This window comes from Mucilaginibacter panaciglaebae (genome assembly GCF_039539265.1).
Taxonomy (GTDB): Bacteria; Bacteroidota; Bacteroidia; order Sphingobacteriales; family Sphingobacteriaceae; genus Mucilaginibacter; species Mucilaginibacter panaciglaebae.
Genome location: NZ_BAABCV010000001.1, coordinates 288669 through 301889, shown reverse-complemented (window position 1 = coordinate 301889; position 13221 = coordinate 288669). Strand labels below are relative to the sequence as shown.

General features: G+C 41.8%; 11 protein-coding genes. 10 read left to right on the top strand and 1 reads right to left on the bottom strand.

Annotation, left to right across the window (positions count from 1 at the left end):
- Nucleotides 1-11: 11 nt before the first annotated feature.
- Complete coding sequence (locus ABD772_RS01355; protein ID WP_345100567.1) at nt 12-1946, top strand: hybrid sensor histidine kinase/response regulator; 1935 nt, start codon at nt 12-14, stop codon at nt 1944-1946.
- Here ABD772_RS01355 and ABD772_RS01350 read toward each other — a convergent pair.
- Nucleotides 1943-2419: a methylated-DNA--[protein]-cysteine S-methyltransferase gene (locus ABD772_RS01350; protein ID WP_345100566.1), complete on the bottom strand. Its 477-nt coding sequence runs from the start codon at nt 2417-2419 to the stop codon at nt 1943-1945. The genes ABD772_RS01355 and ABD772_RS01350 overlap by 4 nt on opposite strands.
- Before the next feature lie 76 nt (nt 2420-2495).
- Here ABD772_RS01350 and ABD772_RS01345 point away from each other — a divergent pair, with 76 nt between their 5' ends.
- The 9 genes from ABD772_RS01345 (at nt 2496) to ccsA (ending at nt 13155) form a co-directional block, all read left to right on the top strand.
- Nucleotides 2496-3179: a heme exporter protein CcmB gene (locus ABD772_RS01345; protein WP_345100564.1), complete on the top strand. Its 684-nt coding sequence runs from the start codon at nt 2496-2498 to the stop codon at nt 3177-3179.
- A 46-nt stretch (nt 3180-3225) separates the two neighbouring features.
- The gene (locus ABD772_RS01340) at nt 3226-4455 is read left to right on the top strand and encodes a carboxypeptidase-like regulatory domain-containing protein (protein WP_345100563.1); all 1230 of its coding nucleotides are present in this window, start codon (nt 3226-3228) and stop codon (nt 4453-4455) included.
- A gap of 92 nt (nt 4456-4547) precedes the next feature.
- Nucleotides 4548-5750: a carboxypeptidase-like regulatory domain-containing protein gene (locus ABD772_RS01335; RefSeq protein ID WP_345100562.1), complete on the top strand. Its 1203-nt coding sequence runs from the start codon at nt 4548-4550 to the stop codon at nt 5748-5750.
- Nucleotides 5751-5794: 44 nt separating this feature from the next.
- Complete coding sequence (locus tag ABD772_RS01330; RefSeq protein ID WP_425562801.1) at nt 5795-6472, top strand: cytochrome c biogenesis protein; 678 nt, start codon at nt 5795-5797, stop codon at nt 6470-6472.
- On the top strand, nt 6472-6687 hold the full coding sequence (locus tag ABD772_RS01325; RefSeq protein ID WP_345100561.1) for a CcmD family protein: 216 nt from the start codon (nt 6472-6474) through the stop codon (nt 6685-6687). Before ABD772_RS01330 ends, ABD772_RS01325 begins: the two co-directional genes overlap by 1 nt.
- 147 nt (nt 6688-6834) lie before the next feature.
- Nucleotides 6835-8271 carry a Glu/Leu/Phe/Val family dehydrogenase gene (locus ABD772_RS01320; RefSeq protein WP_345100559.1) on the top strand — a complete coding sequence of 479 codons (1437 nt, stop codon included), beginning with the start codon at nt 6835-6837 and terminating at the stop codon, nt 8269-8271.
- Nucleotides 8272-8419: 148 nt separating this feature from the next.
- Nucleotides 8420-10150 (top strand): T9SS type B sorting domain-containing protein, encoded by a 1731-nt coding sequence (locus tag ABD772_RS01315; protein WP_345100557.1) that lies wholly within the window; start codon nt 8420-8422, stop codon nt 10148-10150.
- A gap of 98 nt (nt 10151-10248) precedes the next feature.
- On the top strand, nt 10249-10662 hold the full coding sequence (locus ABD772_RS01310) for a cytochrome c maturation protein CcmE domain-containing protein (protein WP_345100555.1): 414 nt from the start codon (nt 10249-10251) through the stop codon (nt 10660-10662).
- 15 nt (nt 10663-10677) lie between these two features.
- Complete coding sequence (gene ccsA, locus ABD772_RS01305; RefSeq protein WP_345100553.1) at nt 10678-13155, top strand: cytochrome c biogenesis protein CcsA; 2478 nt, start codon at nt 10678-10680, stop codon at nt 13153-13155.
- The last annotated feature ends 66 nt before the right edge of the window (nt 13156-13221 follow it).

The window sequence follows — 13221 nt, the reverse complement described above, 5'->3', positions numbered from 1 at the left end:
ACTTATTATAAATGCCGATCCCAGTTAATATCCTTATAGTTGATGATCGCCCGGAAAACATCATTGCCCTGGAGGCATTACTAAAGCGTAATGATATCAAAATTCTTTCAACCACATCGCCAAACGACGCGCTTAAAATTGCCTGGGAGAATAATATTGCTATAGCCCTTGTCGATGTACAAATGCCCGAAATGGACGGTTTTGAGTTCGTGGAAATGCTGAAATCAAATCCGCGTACAAAAGATATTCTTGTGCTTTTTGTTACCGCTATATCAAAAGAAACGCGTTATGCAGTAAAGGGACTTGGCGTTGGCGCAGTTGATTATTTGTATAAACCGCTCGATCCGTACATTACTTCGGCTAAAGTCGATTCATTTATACAATTGGCCCGGGCGCAAAAGGAGGTGAAGCAAAAAAATGAGGAGCTTGAAAATTACGCTATGGTGGTTAGCAACTCGGCCGATATTATTTGTACGGTTGATGCCGAAACGCTGCGTATTAAAACCGCTAATCCTGCTACGGAAACAATATTGGGTTATCGACCGGTTGAACTGATAGGTAAAAGTATTTTGGACAGGGTAGTGGACGAAGACCGAACTGCTTTCCGTAATCGCTTGGCTGACATTATTAAAGAAAATCGGGCATTAGCCGTTTTAGATTACCAATTTATTACTTTTTCTAAAAATCCAATTTCGGTTGAGTGCCGGGTGGCTTATCGCAACAAAACGCTTTTTTTTAATATTAATGACGTCACGCCACAAAAAAGCTACGAAAGCCAGCTGATCAAATCAAAGGAAGCCGCCGAGATAGGTAAGAAAGCAAAAGAGGCTTTTCTGGCTAATATGAGCCATGAATTGCGCACGCCTATAAACGGTATTATAGGTATTACTGCTTTACTACGCAAAACCTCGCTTACCGACCAGCAAAGCAGCATGATTGATATGCTGGATGTATCTTCGCAGTCATTATTGGGAGTGATAAACGATGTGCTGGATATTTCAAAGATCGATGCCGGTAAATTCAGCATTATCCGCTCGCCTAATAAAGTACGCGACCTGATACAGTCGGTTTACCGGTTATTAAAATTTAAGGCAGACGAAGAGCATATTGAGTTTTTTCTCAGCGTAGATAAAGATATCCCTGAATATTTAATGTTTGATTCGCTTAGGTTAAATCAGATATTAATGAATTTGCTCAGTAATGCCATTAAATTTACCAAACGCGGTTACGTAAAACTAACTGTAGTGCAGTTGACCCGCGAAGCTGATAAGGTGAGGCTGCAGTTCAAAGTTGAGGATACCGGGATAGGTATACCTAAGCATCGGTTAAATGATATTTTTGAATCTTTTGAGCAAGCCGACGAGGATACTGCTAATAAATATGGCGGTACCGGCCTGGGTTTGGCTATTGTTAAAAAGTTGGTCGAACTAAAGGGGGGCCAGCTAACCGTAGATAGTCGTGTGGGCGAAGGCAGCGTGTTTACTTTTACCAACTGGTACACCATAGCTGGTAAACCAATCAAAGAGATCAGTAGAAAGCCGGCTGGCAAGCTAACGACGTTTGAGGGCGTCAGTATTCTTGTTGCCGAAGATAACCTGGTTAACCAGTTCATGCTGTCAAAAATATTGAACGACTGGAACTTGAAGTTCGACATTGTTAATAATGGGATGAAGGTTTTAGACAAACTAAAAGAAAATCACTATGACCTGATATTAATGGACACTCATATGCCCGAGATGAACGGCTACCAGACTGCCCGCAAGATCAGGATTGATTTTGAAGAACCTAAGCGCAGTATACCAATAATTTCATTGTCGGCCGCTACTTTTGACCATGAGCAACAGGAAGCTTTAACATCCGGTATGAATGATGTGTTGGCAAAGCCGTTTTTTCCTGCTCAGTTGCATGAAAAAATAAAGCACTTGCTGGCATTGCCCGGGGGCTAAAACTCAAGCTTAGTTTGGCCAATGCCGGCTATTTTGGCCTCATGTTCAAGCAGCCATTTTTTGCGCCACAGCCCACCGGCATATCCGGTTAGGCTGCCGTTTGAACCAATAACGCGGTGACAGGGCACAACCACCCATAAATTATTTTTGCCATTTGCCGCAGCAATGGCACGTATAGCCAGGGGGCTGTTCATGCGTAACGATTGTTCATTATAGGTTATGGTTTTGCCATATTCAATCTTCCGCAATTCTTGCCATACTTGTTGCTGAAAATCAGACCCCGGCTGCTTTATGGGCAAATCAAATGTACGGCGTGTGCCTGCAAAGTATTCGTCAAATTGCCTGGCTGCTCCTAATAATAAGGACGATGATGGTTCTGAAACCTCATGATGCTCGTCCAAAATATGTATGCGGCTGATAAAACCATCGTCTTCAACAATCATGGCGGTGCCTACCGGTGTTTTGTAATACATTACTGGCATAAAGTAAAATTAAGGCTCTTTTTTGCTAAAGCCCAATTTAAACGCGCTAATTGCTATTTTTACGCCGATGAAACTTTTTGACCAGACGTGGGAACTTCTTAAAAAGGAAGTTGTGCTTGAGTGGCGCTCAAAATATGCTTTTAATGGCGTACTGCTTTACGTGGTGTCAACCGTATTTGTCTGCTATATTTCTTTTAGCCTCACACCGGGTTTTGACAAAAGCGAGGGCTACAAAGTGGTATGGAATGTGTTGTTTTGGATTATAATGCTGTTTGCATCAGTAAACGCCATAGCCAAAAGTTTTTTGCAGGAAAGTAAAAGCCGGCTGTTGTATTACTATTCAATTGCCAGTCCGCAGGCTATTATTTTATCCAAGACCATCTATAATATTTTGCTAATGTCGTTGCTTAGCATACTGGCATTAATAGTATATCTGCTGTTTTTTAATAATACCCTCGGCGATCCCTTTTTTTATTTTTTAGTGGTGATACTGGGTAGTTTAAGTTTCTCGACAGTATTTACCATGATATCCGCCATCGCCTCAAAAGCAGGCAACAATGGCGCCTTAATGGCGATATTAAGTTTCCCGGTAATTATCCCCGTTATCTTAATCCTTATTCGCCTAAGCAAACATGCAATGGACGGCATTGAACGCAGCTTGAGTTACGGCGACATTGGCGCTTTGTGCGCCATAAATGCTATTGTTATTGCAACAGCTTTGTTGTTATTTCCGTATCTATGGCGCGATTAATAATACAGACCCTTAAAGTTCGTTAAATATCATTTTAATTAGCAATATGAAGTTATTGAGGATATTATTGATGATGATGGTGCCTGTCATGAGTTGGGCGCAAAGTGTAGTTGTTACAGGTAAAATAACTTCCGCTGATACCAAGGCTCCGGTGGCCGGTGCCAGCGTGTTTTTAAGCAATTCGTCATTTGGTACCTCAACCGGCAAAGACGGTAAATTTACGCTTACCAGTTTAAAACCCGGTCAATATAATCTGGTGGTAAGTTCGGTTGGATATGAAGATGAATTGAAACTTATATCTCTTGTCGATGCCGGGGTTGTTCTGAATATCGAACTTAAGCCTAAAATTACCCAGCTAAAGGAAGTGACTATAGCGCCAATATCTAAATCAGATAGAAAACAGGCGCTTGAGCAGTTTAAACAAGACTTTATTGGTACAGATGAAAATGCGGGAAATTGTAAAATTGTAAACCCTGACGTTCTAAACTTCAGTTATCATCAAAATAAAACGGTATTAGAAGCTTATACTGATGAGTTTCTGCTGGTAGAGAATAAGGCGTTGGGTTACCGCATTAAGTTCCTTCTCAGAAATTTTAAAAGCGAGCTTCAAACCGGTAACATATCTTATTCGGGCAGTCAGGTTTTTGAAGAGTTAAAAGGTGGCAAAGTAAAGCAGGAAAGGTGGCACCGGAAGCGTGATGAGGCTTATTATGGGTCTGCCATGCATTTTTTTCGCGCTTTATACAGGGATAGTTTAGATGATGCAGGCTACCGTATTTATCGATTGTCGCGAGATATTAATGAATCTAGGCCGGCCGACCGTAATATTCAGGCTCACCTTGTAAATGCCAGAAAATTAAGTCGCGATTCGTTGATTTTTTGGGTAAATGCTGCCCACGATTCACGTTATACGCATCAGAAATTTCATGGCCGGTTCAATGTAAAAGACATCGTTAAATCAACTGCTAATCCAAACTTAAAAGAAGTGATCTTCCCTGATCATCTATATGTTGTTTATACCAAAAAATGGGAGGCGAATTTTTATAAAGATGTTTATCGTAGCCCTAATGATCTGAACTACCAAACTACGATAGTTAGCCTGGTTAATAATAATCCGTCAATTGTAATCGATAAAAACGGGACTATCATTGGCCCAAGCCCGATGTATGAAGGGTCGTGGTCGCAGGCGCGCCTGTCTGTACTATTACCGGTTGATTATACGCCTTACAGTACGCAACAGCAGTTTTTGGAAACTCAAGCATTAAAAAGAGATTAGAATCAGCTTCATTTAATATTTTTTATACCTGATTTCAGTATAATTTATCGGCAATTGCTTTATTTCGTAATTTCAAGCGCACAAAATTTCCTATGCGATTTTTACGGTTACTGTTGTTTTGTTTCTTACTGCCGGCCGCTGTATTGGCACAAACGGCTTCTATAACGGGTAAAGTAGTAACCAAAGCTTCAAAAACTGCCATACCGCAAGCCAGTGTTTTTCTCAGCAATTCGTCTTTTGGTACCTCAAGCGGGTCAGACGGATTCTTTATGTTAAACAGGCTAAGGCCGGGGCAATATACACTTGTGGTAACATCAATTGGCTTTGAAGATTTTACCAAAAAAATACAGGTAGGAGATGGGCCTGTAAATGTTGAAGTTGAGCTGGAGCCTAAAACTATTCAGTTGCGTGAGGTGAACATATCGACCACCGCCAAAGCCGATTGGAAGCGTAATTTCGAACAGTTTAAAAAAGATTTCCTGGGGTCAGATAATAACGCAAAGCTGTGTCAGATATTAAATCCTGATGTGATTTACTTTACCTACCATAAAAAGGTACTGACCCTGGAGGCCGAGACAGATAAGTTTTTAGTTATCGATAATAAAGCGCTTGGCTACCGGGTAAAGTTTCTGTTAAAAGATTTTAAAAGCGATGGCATAGCCGAAATTATAAGTTATGGCGGCGAACGTTTGTTTGAAGAGCTGCCCGGCTCTAAAGCACAGCAAAAAGCCTGGCAAAAGGCCCGTGACGATGCTTATTACGGATCGCCGATGCATTTTTACCGGGCACTGTATACTGATAAATTGGTTGAAGAAGGGTTTGAACTTCATCATCTTACCCGATACTTGAACCCGGCACTGCCGCCTGACGATGTGCTGCGCCAAAAAATCAACAAATTTAAAAGTCTGAACATGATTGATTCGGCCAACCATTGGATAGAGGTGGCTAATATGTCAAAGTATTATATGGATAAGGTCGCCCAAACGCCCTATGCTTCTTTTGAATTGTTGCGCCAAACAAAAACGCCGGGCATTTTCGCCATCACATTTCCTAACTATCTGTATGTGATGTATACTAAAAAACGCGATGAGAATAATTATAGAGATATCTTTCGGCCGTTGGATATGCCTAATTATGAAATTAGCGTAATTACATTAACTGACAACCCACCAGTAGCCTTTTTTGACAAAAATGGCATTGTAATTAACGGCGAACCATTGTATGAAGGCACATGGAGCAAATCGCGTTTGTCACAGCTTTTACCGGTTGATTACGTGCCGTCAGAGAAACGTTAGCCTCCAATACAAATAATTACTACATTTGCCCTACCAATCATACAATGAAATTTATATATCAAACCTGGTGGAAAGTACTTGCTGTAGTGTTGGTAGCGTACACACTTATTGGTGGATTATTGTTTAGAGTACCACGTTTAGATATTCTCCACGAAACAATCAGAAATTTATATTTCCACGTGCCTATGTGGATGGCCATGTTAACCGTATTTGTGGTATCTGTAGTTTATAGCCTAATGTATTTGCGAAGCGGAAAGGAAGAGCACGACCTGGCCGCAGTTGAATGTATTAATACTGGGATGATATTTTATGCTTTGGGGCTTATTACCGGCATGCTTTGGGCAAATTATACCTGGGGCGAGTTTTGGAGCGGCGACCCGAAGCAAAATAGTGCTGCTATAGCGTTTTTACTATATTGCGCTTATTTGGTGCTGCGCAATTCAATTGATGAGGAACAAAAACGAGCCAAAATAGCAGCGATCTATAACATCTTTGCTTTCCCGATAATGATCGTGTTGTTATTTGTTTTACCCCGTTTAACAGATTCATTACATCCGGGCGGAAGCGGAGGCAATCCTGGCTTTAATAAATACGATCTGGATAGCCACATGCGAATTGTACTTTATCCGGCTTTTATAGGTTGGAGTTTAATATCACTTTGGATAGCTACTTTGCGTTACCGCATACGTTTAATTGAAAATAAAAGACACAACATAAACTAATGAAAAGAGTATCCGTCTTCATATTATTGCTGCTATCATTTGTAAGCGCATTCGCGCAGCAGCCCAATCAGGTTGAAATGGCCGATGCTTTTCGCAGCTCGGGTAAAATATATGTTGTTATAGCTACTATAGTTATAATTTTTATCGGATTAGCTATATATCTTTTCTCTATCGACCGGCGGTTGAAAAAAATCGAAAAAGAAAATAAAGACTGAATATAAGTCATTGTTGTTTAAACATAGTTTTTGTACTATTGTTACAATAGGTATCCGTTATATGGATATAATAAATTGCGATTTTGATAAAATTTATATCAAATTTGAGGTGTTTATTAACAAAATCATATTTTATCAACTTTACTTATGGCTACAAATAATTCAGCCGCTAATCAGGAAACCCACTTCTTTGCCGATGTGTGCAGCAACTTCGATTACGCAGCACAGTTTACCAAACACGACGCTGGTTTATTAGACCAGATCAAATCATGTAACAGCGTTTATCGTTTCCGTTTCCCGATACGCCGGGGTAATAGCTTCGAGGTAATTGACGCCTGGCGCGTAGAGCACTCGCACCACCAGTCGCCAACCAAAGGCGGTATCCGTTACAGCGAAATGGTTAACGAAGACGAGGTTATGGCGCTTGCTGCGCTCATGACTTATAAATGCGCTATTGTTAATGTGCCTTTTGGCGGCGCTAAGGGCGGCATAAAAATCAATCCCAAGAACTATACTATACAAGAACTTGAAAATATCACGCGGCGTTACACCGTAGAGCTGGCGAAGAAAAACTTTATAGGCCCAAGTATTGACGTCCCTGCACCCGACTACGGCAGCGGCGAACGCGAAATGAGCTGGATTGCCGATACTTATGCTACCATGAATCCTGGTCAGTTGGATGCAATGGGGGCAGTAACAGGTAAGCCAATTGCACTGCATGGTATACAGGGCCGCCGCGAAGCAACCGGCAGGGGGGTGGCCATTGCCGCCCGGGAATGCGTTACTGTGGCCGAAGATATGCATAAATTGGGTTTAACACCAGGCATAGCTGGTAAACGTGTTATCGTACAGGGTTTAGGTAACGTTGGTTTTTATTCTGCCAAATTTCTGGCTGAATTTGGCGCAACTATCGTGGGTATCTGTGAATTTGAAGGCGCTATATATAATGAAGATGGTTTGGATGTCGACTCAGTATTTCAGCATCGCAAGGCAACCGGCTCAATACTTGGATTTGCAGGAGCAAAGCAGGAGTTTAAAAATACAATGGAAGGCTTAGAGCAGCCATGTGATATTTTGGTTCCGGCAGCTTTAGAAAATCAGCTTACCGTGAAAAACATCCGCAATATCAAAGCAAAAATTATAGTAGAAGGTGCAAACGGCCCGACAAGCCCGGAAGCCGAAACTATATTTTACGAAATGGGTGGTATCATTGTACCCGATATGTATGCTAATGCCGGCGGCGTAACCGTTTCTTATTTCGAGTGGCTAAAAAATTTGTCGCATGTGGCATTTGGTCGTATTAACCGAAGGTTTGAAGAAAATAATAATCTTAACCTGGTAAATATGGTTGAGGGTATAACCGGAGTGGCTTTAACGCCTGCGCAACGTGCTAATATTGTTAAAGGTGCGTCTGAACTGGAACTGGTAAACTCAGGGTTGGAGGATACAATGATCCGTTCATATCATGAAATACGCGAGATATACAAAACCAACGAAAAGATTGATGGCATGCGTACTGCAGCATTGGTGGGTGTTATTAATAAAATAGCAATTTCTTACCAAAATTTAGGTATCTGGCCATAATTGATTGAATGTATGAAATTTAAAGGCAGGCCGTAAGGCCTGCCTTTGTTGTTATGGATAATACTGTTGCGTAAATTAGTGTGTTGGTTATGTTTTGGGGATGGTTTTGAAAGGCAACGATTTTCTCGCACGCTGCGTAATTATCATAGTGATTACGATAGATCTGAAACCAGTGTTTAAGCCACTGTTTATTATACTCTTGCTGTTCAACGTGCAGGCTTTGGCACAATTGCCGCCCAACGTAGGCTTTGAGGACGGTTCTTTTAATGGCTGGATCTGCGCTGACGGAACTGTAGATAATAACGGCATTCTGCATTTGGGCAGTCACGGCCCGATAGTTACCAGACACACCTTATTTAATAAAGAAAATGACGGAGGTACACTGGATAGATACGGCAAATTTCTGGTACTTTGCCCCAATGGCAGCAGGTTTTCAATGCGCTTGGGAAACGATAGTGTGAATGCTCAGGCAGAGAGTATTAGTTACACTTTTCAGGTACCTGCAACGGCAAATACATCGCCTTATGTGGTGGCTTTTAATTACGCAGTGGTATTACAAAATCCCGATCATCAGTCTTTTCAGCAGCCCAGATTTGTGGCACATATATATGATGTGCAGGATAAGGTGTATATACCCTGCCCGGCGTTTGATTTTATAGCATCAACCTCATTGCCCGGGTTCAAATTGTCTGATGTTAAAGCGACAAACAGTAAAGGCCAGGACGCGGTGATCTATTACAAAGACTGGTCGACCGTTACTATTAATTTACACGGTTATGCCGGCAAATTCATGCGGCTTGAATTCACCACGCAAGACTGTTCAGAGGGCGGGCATTTTGGTTATGCCTATCTGGATATTGATGAAGGTTTATCTACCAGTGCAATAAGCGGCGCCAATTATTGCGACCCCGCGCAGCCCGTCCTGCTTCAAGGCCCGCGGGGTTTTGCCAGCTATGAATGGTTTAATGCCGATCTTTCTAAGTCGCTGGGCTCGGGGCAATTGTTAACTATTTTCCCGCCACCGCCTGATAATACCCAGTATGCAGTAAAGATTACTCCTTTTCCCGGCCAGGGTTGTGAAGATATTCTGTACGCGTCTGTCAGTAAAATTCAGGATGGCTTGACATTAAAAGCTATAGATACGCTGTATGGATGCCCCGAAACGGGCGTGGATTTGACCGGGCCGTCAATAACGGCTGGTAGCAGCCCTGGTTTTAAACTTAACTATTTCACCGATGTTTCTGAAACCACCCATGTGCGCGATTCGACCAGGGTGTTTTTATCAGGCAATTATTATATCCGCGGTACTATGCCCGATAAATGTCCGCATACAGCACAAGTATATGTAAAACTGACGGCCCCGGTTATAAAAGCTACTGATCCGGAACCAGTCAGATACCCCGCTACAATAGATATTACTAAGACATTTGTCAAACAACCAGACATAACCTATAGCTATTATACCGATGCCGGTGCAACTATTCCGCTTGAAAATTATACAGCTATTAGCCTCACCGGCGATTATTTCATTAAAGCTAAGAGCAGTTTTGGTTGCGAGGTTATTACCGGGATTAAAGCAACTATATTGCCGCCATTACCTTATATAGTAACTGCTCCCAACGTATTTACCCCTAATAATGACGGTGTTAACGATCTTTTTAGCATGCATATTGAAGGGTTTGTACAATTTAACAGCCTGAATATTTATAATCGCTATGGACAGCTTGTACATACCTCCAAATCAGCGTCCGATTTATGGGATGGTAAAATGAATAATCGTCAGCTGCCTGCCGGTACTTACTACTGGTTGTTTAAGGGTGTGGATACATACTATCATCAACAGATCACCAAAAGTGGTTCAATCGCTATTATCAGGTAGTTTAGATAAATTCTAAATAATATATATCTTCAGTAATAAACATTATTACCTGTACGTTTTGTATTTTTGCAGAATTAAGTTCAGGGAGATAATTGTAAATGAAAAAATCATCCATATTTGGTCTTGTTGTTATTGCTATCGCGATAGCTGTAATTATTAGTGTTTACTCAAGCTCAAGCACTTACGGTTCATTTAGAGATGCGCAAAATACCACAGGCGAATTGCATATTGTTGGTCACTTAAACAAAACCAAGCAATTGGTTTATGATGCCACTAAAGATGCCAACTACTTTTCTTTTTACATGAAAGACAATAAAGGTCAGGAGTGTAAGGTGGTTTTTACCGGTAGTAAACCTCAGGATTTTGAGCGTTCGGAGCAAATTGTGTTAACCGGCCAGATGGAAGGCGGAGAGTTTCATGCCTCAAAGATCTTAATGAAATGCCCGTCAAAATATACTAAAGACCAAGTAGAAATATCAGAGGCCAAATCTACGAAACAGGCCAGCATCTAAACATAAAATCAGTTAATGGATACAGCTTTTAAAGGCGAACACCTTTTACCAGGCCATTTTGGCCAGTTCTTTACAATTTTGGCATTTGGCTCGGCCCTGTTTGCGGCAATAAGTTATTATTTTGCAACCACCAATCCAACTGATACCTCGTGGAAACGTCTGGGCCGTTTAGGCGCCTATATCAACACCGTTTCAGTAATCGGTATTGGCGTATGTTTATTCTACATTATCCTTAATCACCTTTTTGAATACTATTACGCCTGGCAACACTCGTCACGATCATTGCCTACCGAATATATCATTTCAAGCTTTTGGGATGGGCAAGAGGGCAGCTTCTGGTTGTGGACTTTCTGGCAGGCAGTATTAAGCAATATATTGATCTGGAAAGCCAAATCATGGGAGGCGCCTGTTTTAACCGTCGTGTCATTGTCGCAAGCTATATTAGCAACTATGCTCATTGGTGTAGATGTTTTTGGTGCACGTATAGGCTCATCGCCATTTATTTTGTTACGAGAGGCTATCGACCTGAAGGCCCAGGCTCCCATCTTTGCTACAAACCCTGATCTGTACCATAGCTATCTAACCTATATCAAAGATGGTAATGGTATGAACCCGCTGTTGCAAAACTATTGGATGGTAATACACCCGCCAACACTGTTCCTGGGTTTTGCTTCAATGATAGTTCCATTTGCCTATGCAATTGCCGGTTTATGGCAAAAACGGTACAAAGAATGGGTGCAAGCTGCTATTCCATACGGATTATTTGCTATGATGATATTGGGTACCGGTATTATTATGGGTGCTTTCTGGGCGTATGAATCGCTGTCATTTGGCGGTTTCTGGGCGTGGGACCCTGTAGAAAATGCATCGATCATCCCGTGGTTGATCTTGGTCGGGGCGGTCCACGTTATGATCGTTTATAAAAATACCGGGCACTCCTATATAACCTCAACCATTTTGGTACTGGCCAGTTTCGTGCTGGTATTATATGCTTCATTCCTGACCCGTAGCGGTATTTTAGGCGATACTTCGGTACACTCATTTACCGATGCAGGTTTGTTCTGGCATTTGGTGTTCGATGTGGTGTTATTCTTGTTAATAGCCGTTGTTCTGTTGGTTATACGCTGGAAGGAATTACCTAAAACAACTAAGGACGAAGAAACTTATTCGCGCGAATTCTGGATGTTTGTCGGATCGGTATTTCTATGTCTTTCATGTTTCCATTTAGTAGTAGTATCGTCTATCCCGGTATGGAACGCTATCTTCGGTACCAAGATTGCGCCTCCTTCTGATCCGGTAAAACACTACAACATTGTACAGTCATCATTTGCTGTAGTAATTACTTTATTAACCGGCTTCACGCAGTTCCTGAAATATAAAAAGACAGATAGTGCTAAATTTTATATATCAACCCTCGTTTACCTGGTAGTTGCTATATTGATCACCTTGCCGGTTATCTACTTTACAGGCGCTAACAAGCTGCAGTTTGTGTTTATACTGATTGTGGTTGGCGCTATTTATTCTATCCTGGCCAATGGTAAAGTACTGGTAGACGCATTTAAAGGCAAGTTCAAACTCGCAGGATCAGCAGTTGCGCACATTGGTTTTGGCTTTATTATGGTGGGTGCCCTGATATCGGCAGGTACCAGTAAAGTGATATCTGAAAATACCACCGGCGAGCAGTTTTCTGAGGATTTTATAAAATCGAAAAATAATCCGCGCGAAAATATCATCCTTTACAAAAATACACCCGTTAAAATGGGTAAGTATACCGTAACCTACGTCGGCGATTCGGTATCGGCACCAAACCATTACTTTAAAGTAAACTATAAACAGTTTGATGCCAGTGGCAAGCTTATTGAAGAGTTTATCTTAAAGCCCAATGCGCAAGCCAACGAAAAAATGGGCCTGATCGCTTCGCCGGATACCAAACATTATTTATTCAGCGACTTGTATACACACGTCAACATGTCTAACGCGATCACCATTAACGAAGGCCAGGCAGCCGACGGGCATGGCGAGGCCGACGATGATAAAAAATACGAGGCTCCAATACCCTACGAGGTTGCAGTAGGAGATACGATACATTTTAGAGAAGGTTATGCCATATTAGCCAGCCTGGGCAAGGTTGACCATGTACAGGATATTACCCTGAATGACAAGGATGTTGCTATTGGCGCTAAGCTACAGGTGGTATCAAACGGAAAAACCTACGAGGCCGAACCAGTTTACATGATCCGCAACAACAACGCTTTTGACTTTGCCCGTAAGGTTGACGATGTTGGCGTTAAATTCCGCTTTAGCCAGGTTTTACCTAAGAAAGGTAAAGTGGAAATTACCCTTTACCAACAACCCGAAAGCGCCAAGAAATGGATAGTGATGCGCGCCATACAGTTCCCGGATATTAACTTTCTATGGGCAGGTACCATCATTATGGTTATCGGTATTTTACTGTCGATATTTAGAAGGAATAAGGAGTTGAAGACTAATTAAGTTTGCCATTGCGAGGAGGAAAGACGAAGCAATCGCACTCGTTCTTGCTTTTCTGCTTGCGATTGC

Coding starts and splice junctions, on each gene's coding strand:
- ABD772_RS01325 (WP_345100561.1), top strand. CDS start 6,472: ATGAAAAGAGTATCCGTCTTCATATTATTGCTGCTATCATTTGTAAGC.
- ABD772_RS01350 (WP_345100566.1), bottom strand. CDS start 2,419: ATGTATTACAAAACACCGGTAGGCACCGCCATGATTGTTGAAGACGAT.
- ABD772_RS01335 (WP_345100562.1), top strand. CDS start 4,548: ATGCGATTTTTACGGTTACTGTTGTTTTGTTTCTTACTGCCGGCCGCT.
- ABD772_RS01355 (WP_345100567.1), top strand. CDS start 12: ATGCCGATCCCAGTTAATATCCTTATAGTTGATGATCGCCCGGAAAAC.
- ABD772_RS01320 (WP_345100559.1), top strand. CDS start 6,835: ATGGCTACAAATAATTCAGCCGCTAATCAGGAAACCCACTTCTTTGCC.
- ABD772_RS01310 (WP_345100555.1), top strand. CDS start 10,249: ATGAAAAAATCATCCATATTTGGTCTTGTTGTTATTGCTATCGCGATA.
- ABD772_RS01330 (WP_425562801.1), top strand. CDS start 5,795: ATGAAATTTATATATCAAACCTGGTGGAAAGTACTTGCTGTAGTGTTG.
- ABD772_RS01345 (WP_345100564.1), top strand. CDS start 2,496: ATGAAACTTTTTGACCAGACGTGGGAACTTCTTAAAAAGGAAGTTGTG.
- ccsA (WP_345100553.1), top strand. CDS start 10,678: ATGGATACAGCTTTTAAAGGCGAACACCTTTTACCAGGCCATTTTGGC.
- ABD772_RS01340 (WP_345100563.1), top strand. CDS start 3,226: ATGAAGTTATTGAGGATATTATTGATGATGATGGTGCCTGTCATGAGT.